14 protein-coding genes and 1 pseudogene are annotated in these 19,694 nt (G+C 48.7%); 10 read left to right on the top strand and 5 right to left on the bottom strand.

What is annotated here, in order from left to right; translation table 11 throughout:
• Window positions 1–53: 53 nt before the first annotated feature.
• Window positions 54–1,229: a glycosyltransferase gene (locus MHH48_RS29365; RefSeq protein ID WP_076324740.1), complete on the bottom strand. Its 1,176-nt coding sequence runs from the start codon at window positions 1,227–1,229 to the stop codon at window positions 54–56.
• 331 nt (window positions 1,230–1,560) lie between these two features.
• Here MHH48_RS29365 and MHH48_RS29360 point away from each other — a divergent pair, with 331 nt between their 5' ends.
• From MHH48_RS29360 to MHH48_RS29345, 4 genes are all read left to right on the top strand, one after another.
• Window positions 1,561–2,142, top strand: coding sequence for a TetR/AcrR family transcriptional regulator (locus tag MHH48_RS29360; protein ID WP_076324739.1), 582 nt, complete (start codon window positions 1,561–1,563; stop codon window positions 2,140–2,142).
• A 197-nt stretch (window positions 2,143–2,339) separates the two neighbouring features.
• Window positions 2,340–4,607, top strand: a complete 2,268-nt coding sequence (locus MHH48_RS29355; RefSeq protein ID WP_076324738.1) for a YhgE/Pip domain-containing protein — start codon at window positions 2,340–2,342, stop codon at window positions 4,605–4,607.
• 696 nt (window positions 4,608–5,303) lie between these two features.
• On the top strand, window positions 5,304–9,899 hold the full coding sequence (gene gltB / locus MHH48_RS29350) for a glutamate synthase large subunit (RefSeq protein ID WP_076324737.1): 4,596 nt from the start codon (window positions 5,304–5,306) through the stop codon (window positions 9,897–9,899).
• Between the two features lie 320 nt (window positions 9,900–10,219).
• The gene (locus MHH48_RS29345) at window positions 10,220–10,366 is read left to right on the top strand and encodes a hypothetical protein (protein ID WP_179090689.1); all 147 of its coding nucleotides are present in this window, start codon (window positions 10,220–10,222) and stop codon (window positions 10,364–10,366) included.
• Between the two features lie 91 nt (window positions 10,367–10,457).
• Here MHH48_RS29345 and MHH48_RS29340 read toward each other — a convergent pair whose 3' ends face one another.
• Window positions 10,458–10,826, bottom strand: coding sequence for a helix-turn-helix transcriptional regulator (locus MHH48_RS29340; RefSeq protein WP_076324736.1), 369 nt, complete (start codon window positions 10,824–10,826; stop codon window positions 10,458–10,460).
• A 303-nt stretch (window positions 10,827–11,129) separates the two neighbouring features.
• Here MHH48_RS29340 and MHH48_RS29335 point away from each other — a divergent pair, with 303 nt between their 5' ends.
• Window positions 11,130–11,447, top strand: a complete 318-nt coding sequence (locus MHH48_RS29335; protein ID WP_215157799.1) for a hypothetical protein — start codon at window positions 11,130–11,132, stop codon at window positions 11,445–11,447.
• 387 nt (window positions 11,448–11,834) lie between these two features.
• Window positions 11,835–12,761, top strand: a complete 927-nt coding sequence (locus MHH48_RS29330; protein ID WP_076324734.1) for an LCP family protein — start codon at window positions 11,835–11,837, stop codon at window positions 12,759–12,761.
• Between the two features lie 111 nt (window positions 12,762–12,872).
• On the opposite strand, the pseudogene MHH48_RS29325 reads toward MHH48_RS29330, so the two are convergent.
• Window positions 12,873–13,064: pseudogene (locus tag MHH48_RS29325) on the bottom strand (helix-turn-helix transcriptional regulator); the annotation flags it as partial.
• Window positions 13,065–13,650: 586 nt separating this feature from the next.
• Here MHH48_RS29325 and MHH48_RS29320 point away from each other — a divergent pair.
• Both MHH48_RS29320 and MHH48_RS29315 read left to right on the top strand, forming a co-directional pair.
• Window positions 13,651–14,568, top strand: a complete 918-nt coding sequence (locus MHH48_RS29320; RefSeq protein WP_076324733.1) for an ABC transporter ATP-binding protein — start codon at window positions 13,651–13,653, stop codon at window positions 14,566–14,568.
• On the top strand, window positions 14,561–15,334 hold the full coding sequence (locus MHH48_RS29315) for an ABC transporter permease (RefSeq protein WP_256720732.1): 774 nt from the start codon (window positions 14,561–14,563) through the stop codon (window positions 15,332–15,334). Before MHH48_RS29320 ends, MHH48_RS29315 begins: the two co-directional genes overlap by 8 nt.
• A 135-nt stretch (window positions 15,335–15,469) precedes the next feature.
• Here the strand turns inward: MHH48_RS29315 and MHH48_RS29310 are convergent, their stop codons facing one another.
• Both MHH48_RS29310 and MHH48_RS29305 read right to left on the bottom strand, forming a co-directional pair.
• Window positions 15,470–15,889 (bottom strand): polymer-forming cytoskeletal protein, encoded by a 420-nt coding sequence (locus MHH48_RS29310; RefSeq protein WP_076324731.1) that lies wholly within the window; start codon window positions 15,887–15,889, stop codon window positions 15,470–15,472.
• Window positions 15,890–15,921: 32 nt separating this feature from the next.
• On the bottom strand, window positions 15,922–16,893 hold the full coding sequence (locus MHH48_RS29305; protein WP_076324730.1) for a M23 family metallopeptidase: 972 nt from the start codon (window positions 16,891–16,893) through the stop codon (window positions 15,922–15,924).
• Window positions 16,894–17,131: 238 nt separating this feature from the next.
• Between MHH48_RS29305 and cls the strand changes: the two genes are divergently transcribed.
• Together cls and MHH48_RS29295 are read left to right on the top strand one after the other, a co-directional pair.
• A complete protein-coding gene (gene cls / locus MHH48_RS29300) occupies window positions 17,132–18,562 on the top strand; it encodes a cardiolipin synthase (RefSeq protein ID WP_076324729.1) in 1,431 nt (476 codons plus the stop codon).
• Between the two features lie 166 nt (window positions 18,563–18,728).
• Window positions 18,729–19,646 (top strand): YitT family protein, encoded by a 918-nt coding sequence (locus tag MHH48_RS29295; protein WP_076324728.1) that lies wholly within the window; start codon window positions 18,729–18,731, stop codon window positions 19,644–19,646.
• Window positions 19,647–19,694 lie beyond the last annotated feature (48 nt).

Below are 19,694 nucleotides of genomic sequence, written 5' to 3'. Positions count from 1 at the left end.
TTTTTTTGGGGTGAAAGTTCAAAAGCGGGAATCATAGAATCATGCTATAGATATTAGGGCTGGTCCGCAAACAGTTTGACGGGATCTTCACGATTACCGGGCATATGTCCTTCGGTCAGCAATCCCATCACCTGGCTGGCACAGTGGTCGGGCTCCAGATGCGGTATGCGACGCCGGCCTGCTCCGTTACGTTTCTTACTTATCTGATCATAATGATCGGACAGCAGGTTCAGCCATTTGTCGATCACGGCAGGAGAGTCCAGAATTTCCGCATAGCCTTCGCTGACAAAGAAATGGGAATTCACTTCTTCCTGTCCCGGAATAGGCTCATAGAACAGCATAGGAATTCCCTTGGCAGCTCCCTCTGTACACGTCATCCCGCCTGGCTTCGTAATGAGCAAATCGGATACTTCCATAAGTTTATGTATATCGTCACGATAACCGAGAACATGAATGTTGGGATGCTGAAAGATCGGGTCTTCGCGCATGCTGGCAACCAGCTTCTCGTTCTGTCCCATACAGAAGACCAGCTGGATATCGTCGGCCCTGCTGGCTAGTTTGCTGAGCAGCTCCTTGTTGAATACGAGACCCCAACCGCCCCCCATAATCAGCACGGTTGGCATGTTCTTCAGTTGAAGCTCGCCTTGAAGCTCTTCTCGATTACCCCTTTCCCAGAACTTGGGATGCACCGGAATACCGGTCACATGAATGTATTCGGGCTGAATGTCCCGCAGCAGCAGCAGCTGTTTCACATGAGGTGTTGATACGAGATATTCATCCACTTCCGGATTGACCCAGGTGCCATGGGCATCATAGTCGGTAATCAGCGTATAGAGCGGAACCTCAAGCCCCTGACGCTTCAGGCGGGAGACCACAGCGTTAGGAAAGGGGTGGGTACATATGATGAGATCCGGTTTCAGCTGCTCGATCACCTGCTGGGCCTGCGCATAGAATATACGGTGCAGCGCGAGCCGCGTCAATCGGTTTAACGATTTCTTATATTGCGAACGGTACAGCATGCCGACAAGGCGCGGGCGGGTGCTGACGGTTTTTCGATAAGCGGATAAAATTAACGGCCCCACGGTTGGATTTAAAAAATTGCCGAGCTCAATGACACGGCAGTGGATGCCGGGGTTCATCCGTTGTATACCTTCAGCCAGCGCATACGCTGCTTGCGTATGTCCTGTGCCGAAACCCTCGGAAAAGAGGAGCACTCTTGTATATCGCATGGTTTCACCTACTTCTTTCTCCCTCTATCTTACAAAACAGGAATCATTTTTTGAAGAGCGGCGCGAAAAAAAAGAGTATGCATCATAAGTATACGCGCGAAAGGGAAAAGCATTTCAATTATTTTACGGCTAGGAGTCAGAGAGTACCCTTACCTTAGACGTCATGATCAGATTTGAACCCTGCATATAAAATATTAAAAAATTTAACGAAAAGATATTGCAATGAATCCGATTATCTGGTAAAGTGATTTTTGACCGAATGACCGAAAAAGTATTTTGGTCAGTTTTGGAATGAAGGCCAAATTTAAAAGATCAAGAAGGAGGGGTAAGCATGTCAGCTGTGGACCGTCGGAAGCAGGTGCTAGATGCTGCCTCCAAGTCGTTTGCTTTGTTCGGATATAAAGCGACGACGATGGAACAGGTGGCGAAGATTGCGAATGTAGGGAAAGGTACGATTTACACGTTTTTCACGAATAAGGATGAACTGTTTGACGAGATTTTGCTGTCGGCCATTATGGAGATGAAACGTATTGCCGAGCGCGAGATCCAGAAGGACAGAGATTTCTTCGACAATCTGTATCGGGTGCTGGATGCGCTGCTTGAATTCCGAAGCGAGCATGAGCTGTTCATTAAGCTATCGCAAGAAGTCCGGGATATCGGCACGCCGAAGGCACATGAAGGGTTGACGAAGGTGGAGAACGGAATCGTCGGGTATCTCGAGGGGATTGTGGAGCAGGCCATCTCAATCGGTGAGCTCAAGCCCCTGGATGCTCAAGTGGTATCCTTCGTGATGCTGAAGCTGTATGTTGCGCTCACGACGGACTTTAATCAGCTTCACAAGCCGCTGAGCAAGGAACAGATCAAGGAATATATGATGGTGTTCCTGGCTAACGGGTTGAAGGCCACTTCATAAGAAGGATGCAAGAACCTCCTTCGTGATGAGGAAGGCGGACTCTCTAGGCTTGAGGGATCGTCTTCCTTGCCAGGGATCGTTTTTTTTGGCCCGAATTGACTGGATGAGGATATTGGTCATTATGTACTGGAATGTGATCTGCGAGAATGCAGATTCATGTCGGCTGGTTATCTAGAGAAAAAAAGGAGAGAGACTGGATGAAGTCATTATCTGTATTTGGAAAAGATCTTGGCGCTGCCGTTCGGAATAAAAAAATACTGATTCCGATCATCGCGGTGCTGTTCATACCGGTCATGTATAGCGGTATGTTTCTCGGGGCCTTTTGGGACCCGTACGGAAAGATGGAGGATTTGCCCGTTGCGGTCGTCAATAATGACCAGGGCGCTGTTTTTGAAGAAAAGACGCTTCACGCTGGCGAGGATTTGGTTGCCGAGCTGAAGAAGGGAAAAGATTTTAATTGGCAATTCGTTGATCGGCAAGAAGCTGAGCAGGGCATGAAGGATAACAAATACTACATGACCATCAGCATTCCCGAGAATTTCTCACAGCAGGCGACAACTTTAATGGATGAACATCCGCAGCCTGCGCAAATCGTGTTTGAGCCGAATGAAGGGTACAACTTCCTGGCAGCTCAGATCGGTGGATCTGCGGTGAAGCAGATTCAGGCCAAGGTGTCCGCGAAAGTGACGGAAGCCTATACGGAAACCCTGTTCGATCAAGTAGCCAAAGTATCCGATGGCTTGAGCGAAGCGGGAGACGGCGCGAACAAGATATCCGAAGGTGCCGTGAAACTCGATGATGGCGCCGTGAAGCTGAAGGAAAACCTGGCTAAACTTGTCAGTGGCACACAGGAGCTTCAGGATGGAATCGCACCTTTGACCAAAGGCGTGCAGGAACTGAATAACGGTGCAGGCAAGTTGAATACAGGAGCGGGCACCCTCGCTTCCGGCTTAGATCAGCTCAAAGCGGGTCACAACAAGCTGCAAGCGGGAGCTGAGGAAGCGAGCAAGGGTGGTGCGAAGCTTCAAGCGGGAATTGAATCTGCCGCAGCGGGCAGTACCACTCTGAATAACGGCTTGCAAGCCAACCAGGCAGGGGCTTCCCAGCTTGCAGCAGGCGCGAAAAGCGCTCATGATGGCAGCAGCAGTCTGAAAGCCGGACTGAATCAATCGCTGGAGGCTACGGCTTCCTTGGAGCAAGGTGCCAAAGCCGTTGCAGACGGATTGAAGAAGCTGGCTGAGAGCAATCCGGAGCTGGCGCAAAGTCCGGAGGTTCAGCAGCTGCTGGCTGTGAGCCAATCCGTTGCCACTGGCACAAGCGGGTTGAATGCCGGCCAGAAACAGTTGGCACAAGGCGCAGCCGAGTTGAATCAAGGCACGCTGCAACTGCAGGAAGGCGCTGGCAAGCTGAGCGCAGGAGCGAACCAGCTGGCTGAAGGCGGCAAACAGCTCGCAGCTGGCGGTCAAGAGCTGCTGGCTGGTGCCAAACAGCTGAACGCTGGCCAAAAGCAATTGGCTGACGGCATGAAGCTGTTCGGCATGAAGCTGAGCGAAGCGGCAGCTGGCGGTAAACAGCTCGCAAGCGGCGCAGCGACCCTTTCGCAAGGGACGCAGCAGCTAGCTGGAGGAGCAGGCAAGCTCGGAAGTGGTGTTACAACGCTTGCCGACGGCTCGAAGAAGCTGGATTCCGGAGCTGGTGAGCTGGTAAACGGAATGAATGAATTGAAGGAAGGCAGCGGAGAGCTTGCAGGCAAGCTGAACGAGGCTGCCGACAAGACAGGCGATATCAAAACAACCGATGAAACGGTCACCATGTTTGCCGGTCCGGTACAGGTTGAAGAGCACAAAGTGAACGAAGTGCCGAACTACGGTACGGGATTCGCACCATACTTCCTGTCGCTCGGTTTGTTTGTCGGAGCCCTGCTCTGTACAATTATTATGCCAATCCGCAGTGCATCGGTACCGAATGCATCGGGCTGGAACCGGTTTGTCAGCCGTACGCTCTCCTTTGCCGGTATGGGATTGATTCAAGCGCTGCTGGCAGCGGTCGTCATGCTGTACGGATTGAAGCTTGAGGTACAGAGCGTTCCGCTCTTCTATCTCTTCTCCATCATTACAAGCTTATCGTTCATGTTCCTGGTGCAAATGTTCGTAACATGGCTGGATCAGCCTGGACGCTTCGTCGTCATCGTTATCCTGATCCTCCAATTGACAACAAGCGCAGGCACGTTCCCGGTAGAGCTGATTCCGAACTGGATGAAAGCATTGAATCCGCTTCTGCCGATGACTTACAGCGTAAAAGGATACAAGGACGTCATTTCCACAGGAAGCTTCGACGGCATGTGGGCCAATGTTGGTGTACTGGCCGGATTCGGTCTCGTATTCCTGGCACTGACCGCTGTGTACTTCCTGGCTACTCGAAACAGCAAGAAAGCAGCAGACACCGATACAGCGTTGACTGCATAAGTAAGATAGCTATTATATGAAGGAAGAGGACTTCCCCGAAGATCGATCAGATCTCGGGGAAGTCTTTTTTTTTGAAGAGATGTTGGGAGCGGGAGGGTGTTTTAAAAGAAGAAAAGGCCTCTTTCGAATATGAAGGTGAAGTGTAAATCTGAGCGGATGGTTGTGTGGAAATGAGAGAAGGTGAACAAAACCGCCTGTTCGGAATGTTTTATTTGCATGTTTTTTTGCACTATTATACATAAGTTTTAACAGTGTATTGTGATAACTCTCATAAAAACAATTCTTATCAAATTCATAAAAACTTTGAATTGCCTGCACTGTATGACGGTGCTAAAATATATAGAACTAATAAATCTTACGTGTTAGGTAAATGTTACCCCTTGCCGCTTTTGCACAATACTGCATCGCCTCGTGACAGTGTGTTCACTGCAGGAGAGGATTGATGTCCAACCTTTAAGAGGTTGTTCAAAAAGTCCGCTTTTGATCACGAAGTGAATCAGGAAGCCACTCGGCATCGAATCTTGAATTCAGCCGGGCCTTCCGGTGCTCACGTACCAAAAACGTACGCTCCACTCCTCAGTCCCTAGCTTCATCCAATCTTCTCGGTGCTGAAAACCGACCTTTTTGAACACGCACTTTATGTTTTCTGTTATTGATCAGCAGCATTTTATTCTATACAAAGAAAGGTTGCATCTTATGAAACATACTGATTTTCCCCAGAAACAGGGCCTCTATGATCCGCAGTTTGAAAAAGATGCTTGCGGTATGGGTTTTGTTGCCCATATCAAGGGTAAGCCATCCCATGAAATCGTTAGCAGCGCGCTTACCATGCTTGCTAATATGGAGCATCGCGGCGGTCAGGGCAGCGAGCCGAACTCCGGTGACGGTGCTGGGATTATGCTGCAAATTCCTCACTCTTTCTTCTCCTCCGAAGCAGCGAAACTGGGCTTTGAGCTTCCGGAAGCCGGGCATTATGGTGCCGGCATGCTGTTCCTATCCCATGATCCTGCTGTCCGTTTGGCCCATGAAGACCAGTTGGCTTCGATTATTGCTGAAGAAGGTCAGACCCTGCTTGGATTCCGTGATGTCCCAACCCATGATGAAATGCTGGGTAAATCAGCAAAAGCGGCAAAGCCGTATGTTCGCCAAGTGTTCATAGGACGAAGCGCCGACATTCAGGATGATCTCTCGTTCGAGCGCAAGCTGTATGTCATCCGCCGTCGGGCCGAGCTGGCTATCCGTTACAGCGGCAAGCCCGAAGGCGATAGCTTCTATGTGTCCAGCCTTTCCTGTCGGAAAATCGTATACAAAGGCATGTTAACGACGGAGCAGGTGGGGGAATTTTACTTGGACCTGCAGGAAGAAGGCTTGGAATCCGCTATCGCGCTGATTCACTCCCGCTTCAGTACGAACACTTTCCCAAGCTGGGAACGTGCGCATCCGTACCGCTTCATGATTCACAACGGCGAGATCAACACGCTGCGCGGGAATGTCAACTGGATGCACGCCCGTCAATCACTGTTTGAGCATGAACTGTTCGGAAGCGATCTGGAGAAGGTTAAACCTGTCATCAATCCGGACGGATCCGACACTGGTATGTTCGATAATACATTTGAATTCCTGTATCTCAGCGGTCGTTCCCTGCCGCATGTGGCCATGATGATGGTCCCTGAGCCGTGGAGCAACCATGAGAGTATGGATAAGACCAAAAAAGCATTCTACGAATACCACAGCACCCTGATGGAGCCATGGGACGGCCCGGCCGCAATGGCGTTCACGGACGGTGTTCAGATCGGGGCTACCCTGGACCGGAACGGACTGCGTCCATCCCGTTATTATGTAACGAAGGATGATCTGATCATTCTGTCCTCCGAAGCGGGCGTACTGGATATTCCGCCGGAAAATGTGCTGTATAAGGACCGCTTGCGTCCTGGCCGGATGCTGCTCGTTGACACGCAGGAAGGCCGGATCATCTCCGATGAAGAAGTCAAAGCAAGTATCGCCGCTGAACTTCCGTACTCTGAATGGCTGGATGAGCATCTGGTAGAGCTTCATGATCTTCCTGAACCACCGGAACTGCCGGATCCAAAGCATGAAAATGTACGTCAGCTGCAACAAGCCTTCGGTTATACGTATGAGGAGCTGCGCAAAGTAATCGAGCCGATGGCGATCACGGGTGCGGAAGCTGTTGCATCCATGGGATATGATGCACCGCTCGCGGTGTTGTCCGATCGTCCGCAACGGCTGTTCAACTACTTCAAGCAGATGTTCGCCCAGGTGACGAACCCGCCGATTGATGCGATTCGTGAAGAACTGGTCACTTCAACCGCAACAACGATCGGTCCGGAGCGTAACCTGCTGAAGCCTGAGCCCGAAAGCTGCCGTCACATCCGTCTGGATTCGCCGGTGCTTTCGAACGAAGATTTTGCCAAGCTGCGCCACATTCGTCGTCCCGGCTTCAAATCCATGACCATTCCGATTTTCTTCCCGGCAGCGGAAGGTGCAGAAGGGCTTCGCCAAGCAATCGAAACCCTTTGCGAGGCAGCGGACCGGGTCATTGCCAAGGGCCACAACATCTTGATCTTGTCGGACCGCGGCGTGGATAAAGACAATGCTGCAATTCCATCGCTGCTTGCCGTTTCATCTCTCCATCATCACCTGATCCGTCAGGGAACCCGGACCAAGGTGGCGATCCTGCTTGAATCCGGTGAGCCTCGCGAAGTGCATCATTATGCCCTGCTGCTGGGTTACGGCGTGAGTGCGGTCAATCCGTATCTGGCGTTCGAAACACTGGATGACATGATTGCGGAAGGCATGCTTCGCGGGATCTCGCATGAGAAAGCCGTGAAGAATTACATTAAAGCGGCAAACAAGAGCGTTGTCAAAGTGTTGTCGAAAATGGGGATCTCCACGATCCAATCTTATCGCGGGGCCCAAATCTTTGAGGCTGTCGGCCTCAAAGAAGATTTCGTAGAAAGCTATTTCACGCGGACGCCATCCCGTATCGGGGGCATCGGGCTGGAAGAAGTGGCCAAGGAAACTCTGGCCCATCACGAGCGTGCCTTTACCGATAAGGATGGGAACGATAAAGCGCTGGATTCAGCTGGCGAATATCAATGGAGAGCTGACGGGGAAGAGCATTTGTTCAACCCGAGAACCATCCATTTGCTGCAGCAGGCTGTCCGAACCAATGACTATGCAACTTATAAAAAATATGCAGAGCTTGTGAAAGGGGAGAACGAGCAGCATCTTACGCTGCGCTCACTGCTCGAAATCAAGCCAGCCGGCGAACCGGTACCACTGGATGAGGTTGAATCCGTAGAATCCATTATGCGCCGATTCAAAACGGGCGCGATGTCATTCGGCTCGATCAGCAAGGAAGCGCATGAGAGTATTGCGATCGGGATGAACCGCATCGGAGGCAAGAGCAACACGGGTGAAGGCGGAGAGGATCCGGCGCGTTTCATCCCGGAGGCCAATGGCGACTCCCGCCGCAGCGCCATCAAGCAGGTGGCCTCGGGACGTTTCGGCGTAACCTCCAACTACCTGGTGAATGCGGACGAAATCCAGATTAAGATGGCGCAGGGCGCGAAGCCGGGTGAAGGTGGACAGTTGCCGGGCCGTAAAGTATATCCTTGGGTAGCCGAGGTTCGTGGTTCGACGCCAGGTGTTGGCCTGATTTCGCCGCCGCCGCATCATGATATCTACTCCATTGAAGATTTGGCGGAGCTTATTTACGACCTGAAGAACTCCAACCCGCGTGCGGATATCAACGTGAAGCTTGTATCCGAGGTGGGTGTGGGGACGATCGCTGCAGGTGTTGCGAAGGGCCGCGCGGACATCATTCTGGTCAGTGGTTACGATGGTGGAACGGGGGCTTCGCCGCAAGGCTCGATCCGACATGCTGGTATGCCTTGGGAGCTTGGCCTTGCCGAGACCCATCAGACACTCATCATGAACAATCTGCGTGACCGCGTTGTGCTTGAGACGGATGGCAAAATGCTGAACGGACGCGACTTGGTGGTAGCGGCTCTGCTTGGTGCCGAAGAGTATGGCTTCTCTACGGCACCATTGGTTGCCGTCGGATGTATCATGATGCGTGTCTGCCAAATGGATACCTGTCCGGTTGGCGTAGCCACGCAGAATCCAGAGCTGCGTAAGAACTTTACAGGAGATCCGGAGCATGTTGCCAACTTCATGCGCTTTGTCGCTCAAGACATGCGCGAGTTGATGGCAGAGCTTGGTTTCCGCACCATTAATGAGATGATTGGACGTACCGATTGCCTGGATGCCGTCAAAGCGGATCATCACTGGAAGAAGAAGGGCGTGGATATCTCCGCATTGCTGTATACGCCGGAGCTTCCGGCAGGCAGCACTCGCTATCGCAGTCAAAGACAGAATCATGGCCTGGAAGAAACGCTGGATATGCGTTCACTGCTCAGCAGCGCTGCGCCTGCATTGGAATCGGGTGCAGCGGTGGAAGGAACGTTCCCAATCACAAACGTGGATCGTGCAGTGGGTACCATACTGGGCAGTGAAGTCACGCGCAAATACGGCGCTGCCGGACTGCCTGAAGACACGATTCAATTTAACTTCGTGGGTTCCGCAGGCCAGAGCTTTGGTGCCTTTGTGCCGAAAGGGATGACGCTGACGGTGGAAGGGGATGCGAATGACTATATCGGTAAAGGCCTTTCCGGCGGCAAGCTGATCGTGAAGCCTTCGCCAAAAGCAACCTTCAAAGCCGAGGAGAACATTATTGCCGGTAATACCGCGTTCTATGGTGCTACAGGCGGTGAAGCCTACGTAAGAGGCATTGCCGGTGAGCGCTTTGCCGTTCGCAACTCGGGTGCGAACATTGTGGTTGAAGGCGTTGGCGATCATGGCTGTGAATACATGACCGGCGGCCGGGTAGTCGTGCTCGGCGAAACCGGACGCAACTTCGCGGCCGGGATGTCTGGCGGTGTAGCCTACGTCTATGATCCTGAAGGAACTTTTGTGGATCGCTGCAATCTGGAGATGGTACTCCTTGAGCGTGTGGAGGAAACAGTAGAAGCGGAAGCACTCCATCATCTTATCCAGCAGCATGAGCAGTACACCGGCAGTGTGCCGGCACAGCAAATTCTAGGAGATTGGGATCAGGCGCTCAGCCGCTTTGTCCGTATTATTCCGAAAGATTACAAGCGCATGCTGCTGCATATCGAGAAGGCTCAAGACCAAGGCCTGGCGGGTGAAGCTGCACTCCTCGCCGCTTTTGAGGCGAATATGAAAGAATTGGCTCGTACAGGGAACTAACATCTGATGTTATGATATTAGAAACCATATTGTGTTCTTTAATGAATGCAATGTGGTTTTTTTTCATATATAAATAAGTTACGATGAGTCTTATTAAGAAATTTGTATTTTCAACAAAATATTTCAAAAGAAAATTCGACAAAATTAGAACCGGAAGCATAGGACAAAGGCTCCATAAGACGACAGCATCATGTGGATTCGTTGGTTATAATATTGGTAAGTAAGTTGTTTAATAGGTTGTTGCTGTATACATGTAATTTCAACAAGTATGAGCAGCTGGGATGGAGAGGAAATTATAGATAAGCGAGGTAGTTGTGGAAATGAGTGTGGACAAGGAGAGAGGCTCCGGAAGCACCGAGCAGCGGCTTGACCAACAGAAAACGAACATCGACATCAATAAGCTCATGACTCAATTGGGAATCCATCCTGATAAATGGCTGCAAATGGAGGAATTACGAAAAGATTAGATAGGGTCTCATGGTGACGAGAAAATCCCCGACATGTTGTGATAGTAGTATCCTACACGTCGGGGATTTGTAGTTCTTGGGCGTAAAGCCGTTATTTCATGGCCCGTTCCATGCGAACAAATGCAATAAATCGCTTGGCTTCATCTTCAGTGAGCTTGCGGCCGTCCACTGTAAGGTTAAAGCGTTCCAATAAATCCTCATCGGATAGTTCAAGTCCGTCCACAAACGATCGAACCTCCGCATCAAGCACCGTCTTTTCCTGTGTCGTTCTCCCGATCAGATAATCTATGGATACGTCAAACAGATCTGCCAGGCGGGTCAATGTTTCGAAATCGGGCTTGCGCCGATTTTTTTCATAATGGGATAGTGCAGCACGTGTAATACCGACAGAGGTAGCGAGCTCTTCCTGAGTCCACCCATGCTGTTCACGTAATTCAGATATTCGTTCTCCGTAGTTCACGCATTGATCCCCCTTTCGAATGGCTTGTATCTATAGAAGTTAATTGAATAGATCTATAAGTTGAAATTGCCGGTTTATTATATACATAAAAAGACTACTTTTTATTGACTAGATACAATATGTATCGTATTATAAACATTAATAAGATACATATTGTATCTGCAATGTAAAGGTTTGGGTACAGTTAGTATCATTTTATCCAGTGCAGAAATGTCCCATACCAAAAAATTATAATAAGGAGCGGATGAGTTACCTCCAATGTTACGAGAACGGCAACACCAAATTACAGTAAGGATTAGAGTCATGCAGATCGGGGAATTAACCATTCATGGGAAAAGTCATTCCGTTACACCGCTTGAGTTGCTGCCAAGTGGTCTTGTATTCCTATGTCCTTGGGAAATACCGATTCATTCTAATGTTATATTGGGTTACGAAATTGATGATAATGTGGATCATATTCTGCTTTCAGGCCACATTGAATCAAGGGGACTCTTTTATGGACGCCAATTGTATCATACGGAATTCTATACAGATGGCGATAAAAAGACCCGTATCGTGGGTATGTTGAACCGAATGATGTTCGGTCACAGCGAGTCGAATAAAATGAGTCTCTATAACTGAAACGTAATTCATGGATAGCCTGCAGCGAACAGGTATTCACGATGAATCATTATCATGGTTTATTGATATTCTACTATATTTATGTTGCTTGGTCATTAGTTCTTTTACCTTAAATCCTTGTGCATGATGTGGGATGGGTTTAGAATATCGTTGTTTTTCTCCTACTATAAATGAACATGTTTATATGATTTCATATGTAGATTTATATTCAATCTTGAATTGGAGTTGTATATCTAGTTCATTGTAATCATGAAACCTCCTCGATACATATTTCTGCGAGTTCTTTATCCCCTGACCCTTGTTCACTATGAATTCAACGTATTTAATGATTCAACATTGACCTTTAACGGAACAGGATAAGGTCAATGCAATGGAGGGCATCACTGGATGAAAATGAGAAGGAAATGGGTCCTGTGGCTTCTAGCTATTCTTATACTGCTGCCTTCTGCGTATCTTCTGTATACGTATCAATCCATTAAATCGACAGCTAATCGGATTTACGAAGAACGGGAGCCTTCGCCTGTAGTCCCAACCTTCGTACAGGATCGGACGACAATTCAGGTCGGCGATAAAAATATGAGGGACGCTGATCCATTTACTGTTCTGGTTTTGGGCGTAGACCAAAGGCCCTACGATCGTGGGCGATCCGACGTCATGATATTAATGGCAGTAAACCCTGCAAAGGGGTCAGTACTGATTTTTAATATCCCACGTGATACGAGGACTGATATTGTAGGACATGGAACGGTGGATAAAATCAATCATGCCTATGCCTTTGGAGGCGTTGAGATGTCGGTCAGCAGCGTCGAGAATTTTTTGCAATACCCTATCGATTACTACATTAAAGTAGACATGGAGGGCTTCTCCAGCATTGTAGATTCATTGGGTGGAGTCACCGTAAATAACAATATGGGGTTCGCATATGCTGGCTATGACTTTGATGAGGGGAAGTTGAGCTTAAACGGTGATGAAGCACTGGCATTCTCGCGTATGCGCTTTGAAGATCCTAAGGGAGACTTAGGTAGAAATACAAGACAACGGGAAGTTCTGAAAGGGATCTTAAATAAGTTAATAAGGATTTCGACTGTCTTTAAACTGGAATCACTTCTGGATAACATTGGGAGCAGTGTCAAAACGGATATTTCGTTTGAAGAGATGAAGATGTTTGTAACAGAGTACCGTCAAAAACTGAAAAAGGTTGAGCAGGTTGAAATTGCTGGCCACGGTCAAAAAATGAATGGAATTTGGTATTATATCGTCGGTGATCAAGAAAGAGACAAGATAACGTCTACTTTAAGAGCGTATATGGAATGACTCGTAACACAAAACCCCCTTTTTGAGTAGAGGGGGTTTTGTGTGTGAAGGAGAATAACGAAGTTTTAGGTTATTTTGATTGTTTTTTGAGTAGGGGGATTGAACAGACTATCTTCCAATGATTTGGTCAATCGTGGTTTGAAATACGTCCGCTAATCTTGTTAGCGTTTCCAGATTTGGTTCTCGGCGATCCTTTTCATAATGTGATAAAGAAGCCCGACTGATTCCAATGCGCTCGGATAGCTCTTCTTGGGTCCAACCTTTTTGCTCCCGCAATTTTGCAATGCGAGATCCATATGACATTCATACTCACCTCTCTACAAGTTCCATTAATTTAGAGCAAACATACATTCATATAAAAACATCTAATATGATACAAAATGTATCTTAATTTCGGTCTATCGTCAATACATATTGTAGCAATTATTTAAAATTTAGAAAAAAATGTATCTTTAACCTTCTAATATAATGGACATTTCAGGTCCTATAGTCTTAACATGATTTGATTTATTTACGTTTGACAAAGAGTAACAATTTATATAGAATTTTTATTGTGGATACATTATGTATCATTCTGTGCATAGAATAGATGCATCAATCCCGAAAGAGGAGATGACGGGATGAAAGAAGTGATGATGTATTGCGTCAGTTGCTGTCGGATGCTTCCCATCACCCAATGCCACAACTTGTATAAAACCGGCTTCTATAAGCATAATGTTCCGGCGGGAGTCTGCAAGGAGTGTCAATCGGCTTTGTTGGTGCATTACAAGTAGACGGCTCCATTCCTATGCAGTGTAGGGGTCATGCATTTCAACAATTTTGTCCTTTGCCCTAGTATTGTATAATTGTGGAGATTGACATGATACAAGGGCAAAGGAGAATAGATTACATGAAGCAGGAACCGCTGGTAAGACTACTCGGGGTTACGAAGAAAATCTCGTCCAAGGTTTTGGTAGATCATGTGACTTTAGATATCCCCCCTGGACAAATTTTCGGATTTCTTGGGCCGAACGGAGCAGGCAAGACAACGACCATTCGCATGATGGTCGGGCTGATGTCCATTACCCAAGGGGATATTACCATCGGGGGTTACAGCATACGGAAGAATTATGAACAGGCAGCCGCTCAGATTGGGGCGATTGTCGAGAACCCTGAGATGTATAAATTTTTGTCTGGTTATAACAATCTGAAGCATTTTGCGCGTATGATGCAGGGCATTACCAAAGAACGTATCGATGAGGTCGTGGAACTTGTCGGTCTCGGGAATCGGATTCATGAGAAAGTGCAGACCTATTCGCTGGGGATGCGCCAACGGCTTGGCGTGGCACAGGCACTGCTGCACCGGCCGAAGCTTCTGATCCTGGACGAGCCTACGAATGGCTTGGACCCGCAGGGCATTCGGGAGCTGCGTGATTATTTGCGCAGATTGACGCAGGAGGAAGGGACGACCGTATTCGTCTCCAGTCATTTGTTGTCTGAAATGGAACTGATGTGTGATACCGTTGGCATTATACGTCACGGTAAGCTGATTGATATCCGTCAGCTGCGGACGGCTGAGGGAGAGCGGGTGTTTGAAGAGACCGCATTTACCGTCAATGATGCGGATGCAGCGGCAGCGCTGCTCCAGGAATATCAAGCGTCAGCCCGCGATCACCGAATCATTGTTCGCGGCGACGAGAATATGATTGCGGATATCAACGCGGCATTGGTTGGGGCAGGCATACGCGTATATGCCATTCAGCCGGTGACCCGTTCGCTAGAGGATCAATTTTTGGAAATGACGGGAGGGGGATCCGTTGTTGAATAACTTTACCCGTCTTGTTGCCAATGAGAATATGAAAATTTACTATCGCGTAAGGACATGGGTCATGCTGGCGATTCTCCTCTTGTTTAATGCGGCCATGCCTATCATGCTGTACTATACGAATGCCCCGATGGATGTCTGGACCGTATTTACATGGACGGAGAGTTTCACCATCTACCTAAGTACGATATTTACGGTAATTATCGCTGCGGATATCGTGGCCGGGGAGTTTGCCGGAGGCACCATCAAATTGCTGCTGATCCGGCCGTGGAGCCGAGGGAAGATTCTGTTGTCCAAATTCACATCCCTGATTCTATTCGGTCTGCTCTGTACGGGAATTACGGCCGTGGCAGGGATCGCTATGTCGCTGCTGTTGTTTTCCGGCAACACCGGATTATCGGACGGATTCGCGGGATCATCGATGAACAACTCGCTGCTTCTCCTGTTGACCGATACGATCCAGGCGCTGGTCATCTCGTTAATTGCGTTTATGCTCTCTACGGTGTTTCGTTCTGGCGGTCTGGCGATTGGATTATCGCTGATGCTCTTGTTCACCAAGGATATTTTCGGTTTTATCTTTAATCCGGAGCGGTTTGAATGGGCGAAGTATTTACTCTTTCTCCACATCGACCTAAGCGGCTATATCCAATCGCCTGTCGGACCGGGAGGAGTGGGGATGGGTTTCTCCATCACGATTCTGGTTGTTTATTGCTTGTTGTTCATGCTTATCTCTTGGTTGGCCTTTACGAAGAGAGACGTTGCAGCTTAATTTATGGTTAAGAAAAGAGCTCCTTCTACCCCTGTGAATCACATGGATGGGAAGGGGCTCTTTGATTATGTCGGCTGAAAGACCGGGCCGATCGATATAAAACTGCCGGGTTCGGGTGGTCGTCCATACGCCAGGTTAACCTGCTTCCGAGCGCTGAAGTGGCAGTGTGGTGTCCGTTGACTCCGCAGCTTCTTGAGTCGAGGTTTGATGCTCCATTCGGCTTGCTCCATTGAGGAGTCCGCCTTCCATAACGATCAGGGAAGCGGCATGAACATCCCCGTACATCTGTCCCGTAGGTGTGATGGTCAGTTTGTTTTCCGCCGTCACATCGCCATACACCTTGCCGGCCACGATAACTTCCCGAGCGGAGATATTGGAGCGGGCAATCGCTTCTTCGCCGATAGTTACACAGCCTTGGCTTTCGATGGAGCCGTTAAAGCGCCCGTCAATCCGCAGATTATCCTCGCATTGCAGCACGCCCTCAACTTCACTACCTGGTCCAATCAGCGTATCTGTTCGCTGGGCAGCCCGCTTGTTCTTGTTTTTCTTTTTCATATTACATTCCTCCTCATCATGAATGGATGATGTTACTGCAGATAAGGCATTGGGTCAATCGTCTGGTTGTTTTTGACGACCTGAAAATGAAGATGGGGGCCTGTGCTTCGCCCGGAGGATCCCAGCTTGCCAATGGTTTCACCTTGATCGACGTGATCGCCTACCGATACGGCAAGACTGTCCAGATGCATGTACCAGGTCTCCAGACCATTCGGATGTTTGACCACGATATAAAGCCCCCGGGCTCCGCTGCGTTCCGCTGCCGTTACCTCACCGGCACCGGCGGCATAGATCGGATCACCGGTTTTACCGGCAATATCGATGCCGGCATGATAGGCCGAACGCCCGGTAAAAGGGTCGCCCCGATAACCGAAATTCGATGTCAGCCGTTTAGATGTGGTCGGCCATAGAGAGGGTGTGCCTTCACGTTTCTCTTGGGTTTCCTGGGCTTGATCCAGCGTACGCGGAATATGTTGCTCCATGCTAGAAATCAACTGCTGAATCTCCTCAAAATCATCATGGGTCTCCCTTGCGAGACTTAACATTTCATTCTCATGAACGGCAATGAATTCCCCTCCGACATGCTGCTTATCCTCAGCTGTGATGGAGGAGGTCTGTCCTGACAAGCTGCCGTGCTTCTGAATAAACTGCTGAAGCTCCTGCTCCAGCTGCTGAACGCGCTCCATCTGGACCTTCGTTTGCTCTGCTTCACCCGACAGCTGAATGATGGCTTTGTTTAAGCGTTCTATGGCTTCCTCCTTGTCGGTGACCGTCACTTCCATCTTTAAGGCCTCAAGGCTTCTGAGCATCAGTTGCTGTTCCAGCCCTGAGATCGTTTGGGCCGACTGGATCTGCAGGGAAACGATCAGTCCGGCGATGGACAAAATAGCGGCCGCGGGCACCGCTATCATTAGAGGCTTGGACAGATGGATCTGTTTGACTGAATGCTGGGCATCCCGAAGCACCAGCAGGGTTAAGCGTTGTTTACGGTGTGTGGTTTTCATGGCATCTCCCTTCCATACATCATTTATGAATCATGGTACCCGCTAGACTCGGCCAGCTCCTTATCTAGTATGTATTCTATTCTCTCGAAGAACATGTCAAAAATTATTAGATAAGAGAACTTATTCAGTATGGTGCGTCATTGGGTAATTGAATAAATACATATGGAATTGGTCAATGATGTAGTGTAGTTATTCGGTTCTAAATACGACTATTATTCATGCTGAGGAGGCTGTCGATATGGTATGGCTTCTGGTTGCACTTATTACTTTTATTTTGCAGATGGTTGCAGTGCTGTTGCTGGAGTTTCGGAATCCGTCCAAGGCCGTGGCCTGGCTGTTTATTTTATTTTGCCTCCCATTGATCGGGTTTGTACTCTATTTCTTTGTGGCGAGGGACTATCAGAAGCGGTTGAAGATTCGCAAGCGGGGCTCCAGACTGTTTCAGGAACTCAGGGGGCATCTGTGGGATCGGGCCGCCGTTGTTCGGCACAAGGAAGATATGAACAATGCCGGATTTCATCACAATGATCGTTTATTCAATCTGCTTAATCACTTGTCGGAGAGTCCGATTACAGGGTGTAATCAGAGCCGAGTGTTGACGGATGGGAAAGAGACTTACGCTGCCATGCTGAGCGCGATGGAGCAGGCCAAAGATCATATTCATGTGGAGTTCTATATCTTTCGTCATGACCGGATCGGCACGAAGTTTCAGGATGTCATGATTCGAAAGGCCCAGGAAGGCGTCAAGGTACGTCTGGTTTGTGACGGGCTTGGCAGTTACAAACTCAAGAAAACGTTCATTCAGCGGTTTAAGGAATCGGGAGTGGAGTTCTATTTCTTCCTGCCCGCCATGGTTTCGATGTTCAGCCGCAGAATCAATTACCGGAATCACCGTAAAATCGTTGTAGTGGATGGCACGATCGGTTTTCTTGGCGGGATTAACGTCGGGGACGACTATCTGGGCGAATATCCGAAAATGGGCTACTGGCGCGATACGCATCTGGAAGTAAAGGGGGATGCAGTCTATTTCCTGCAAAATGTGTTTCTGCACGACTGGAAGCTTGCTTCCGGGGAGCGTATTGCGGATTTCGGGCTGTTCCCGGAGCATCAATGCACCGGGGATGAGCAAATACAAATTTTGAGCAGCGGACCGGATCTGAGCTGGAATGCCATTCAGGAGATGTGCTTCGGGGCGATTTCCGTAGCCAAGGAACGGATATGGATCACAACGCCGTATTTCATTCCCGATGAAGGGATATATGAGGCGCTGAAGACGGCAGCGGTGAGCGGTGTGGATGTACGGATCATTATTCCGGATCGTGCCGATTCCCGTTTTGTGAAGATGGCAAGCTTGTCCTACGTAGAAGAGTTACTGGCAGCTGGAGTTACCTTCTACGAGTATGAAAAAGGATTCATCCATGCCAAGGTGCTCATTGTGGACGAACTTCTCGGTTCGGTCGGTACGGCGAATATGGATATGCGGAGTTTCTTCTGTAATTTTGAGCTGACAGCCGTACTGTTTGATCAACTGCCGATAGAGCAGTTGGTTGCGGATTTTAAGGAGGATCTCAAACAGAGCAGGCAGATTGATGCGGAGAGGTTTCGTCAGCGCGGAAGATGGCAGAAATCAGCCGAAATTTTATGCAGGATGCTGTCACCCTTACTATAAGTGTAACATCTTACATCAGATGTAAGAGTGTTGAAAGGGCAAGTGAAATTCAGGAAGAAACCTGAAAGTTCTATGTCCAGCATTTATTATATGATAGAATATTTATAAGGGTTTCACTTATAAATATAAATTAGCTTATTTTTCATAAGTTGAACGGGGGAGATTTATGTCAAGTGATGTGAAGATTCTTGCGCAAGTGAAAGCGGAGCAGCAGAAGCCGGAGAATCCCAAGGCAGGCTCAACCACCTTGAAGCTTCTCCGTCGTCTGGTGTTCTTAACTTTCGGTGCGGTATTGATGGCAGTAGGGCTGGAGATCTTTCTGGTACCCAACAGAATTATTGACGGAGGCATTACCGGTGTATCCATTATGGTTTCCCATATCACCAATGTTCCACTAGGTGTATTCCTGACCTTGTTCAACCTTCCATTTTTATTTATGGGATATAAACAAATCGGGAAAACCTTTGCATTATCCACGCTGTTCGCCGTCGTGATCATGTCCATTGGAACTTATTTTCTACATCCCGTGGATCCGATCACCATTGATCCGCTGCTTGCGGCCGTGTTCGGCGGCGTTCTACTCGGAATCGGGGTTGGTCTTGTTATCCGGTCCGGCGGCTCCTTGGACGGAACGGAAATCGTGGCTATTCTGATCAACAAAAAGACGCCGTTTTCTGTCGGTGAAATCGTGATGTTCATTAACGTATTTATTCTTGGCAGCGCAGGATTTATTTTCGGTTGGGATCATGCCATGTACTCGCTGATTGCTTATTACCTGGCGTTTAAACTGATTGATATTACAATTGAAGGCATTGATCAATCCAAATCGGTTTGGATTATCAGTGATAAGCATAAGGAGATCGGTGATGCGCTGACCCAACGTCTTGGGCGCGGTGTAACCTATCTGGAGGGAGAGGGCGCTTATTCCGGCGACAGCAAGAAAGTTATCTTTGTTGTCATTACTCGTCTGGAAGAAGCGAAGCTCAAATCCATCGTAGAAGATTGGGATTCCCAGGCTTTTGTTGCCATCGGGAATATCCATGATGTGAAGGGCGGCCGCTTTAAGAAGAAGGCCATTCATTAATGCACCAATATTCCGATGTTCCACCCATGTTGAGAGTTAACACGGGTG

It is taken from the genome of Paenibacillus sp. FSL F4-0100 (assembly GCF_037993005.1).
Lineage (GTDB): Bacteria > Bacillota > Bacilli > Paenibacillales > Paenibacillaceae > Paenibacillus_AQ.
Note: the sequence above shows the minus strand (reverse complement) of the source record. Positions and strands in the feature narration are given on the sequence as shown.

Bases quoted from the DNA above. Each gene is read 5' to 3' on its own strand.
- MHH48_RS29365 (WP_076324740.1), bottom strand. From the start codon at position 1,229: ATGCGATATACAAGAGTGCTCCTCTTTTCCGAGGGTTTCGGCACAGGA.
- MHH48_RS29360 (WP_076324739.1), top strand. From the start codon at position 1,561: ATGTCAGCTGTGGACCGTCGGAAGCAGGTGCTAGATGCTGCCTCCAAG.
- MHH48_RS29355 (WP_076324738.1), top strand. From the start codon at position 2,340: ATGAAGTCATTATCTGTATTTGGAAAAGATCTTGGCGCTGCCGTTCGG.
- gltB (WP_076324737.1), top strand. From the start codon at position 5,304: ATGAAACATACTGATTTTCCCCAGAAACAGGGCCTCTATGATCCGCAG.
- MHH48_RS29345 (WP_179090689.1), top strand. From the start codon at position 10,220: ATGAGTGTGGACAAGGAGAGAGGCTCCGGAAGCACCGAGCAGCGGCTT.
- MHH48_RS29335 (WP_215157799.1), top strand. From the start codon at position 11,130: ATGCAGATCGGGGAATTAACCATTCATGGGAAAAGTCATTCCGTTACA.
- MHH48_RS29330 (WP_076324734.1), top strand. From the start codon at position 11,835: ATGAAAATGAGAAGGAAATGGGTCCTGTGGCTTCTAGCTATTCTTATA.
- MHH48_RS29320 (WP_076324733.1), top strand. From the start codon at position 13,651: ATGAAGCAGGAACCGCTGGTAAGACTACTCGGGGTTACGAAGAAAATC.
- MHH48_RS29310 (WP_076324731.1), bottom strand. From the start codon at position 15,889: ATGAAAAAGAAAAACAAGAACAAGCGGGCTGCCCAGCGAACAGATACG.
- MHH48_RS29305 (WP_076324730.1), bottom strand. From the start codon at position 16,893: ATGAAAACCACACACCGTAAACAACGCTTAACCCTGCTGGTGCTTCGG.
- cls (WP_076324729.1), top strand. From the start codon at position 17,132: ATGGTATGGCTTCTGGTTGCACTTATTACTTTTATTTTGCAGATGGTT.
- MHH48_RS29295 (WP_076324728.1), top strand. From the start codon at position 18,729: ATGTCAAGTGATGTGAAGATTCTTGCGCAAGTGAAAGCGGAGCAGCAG.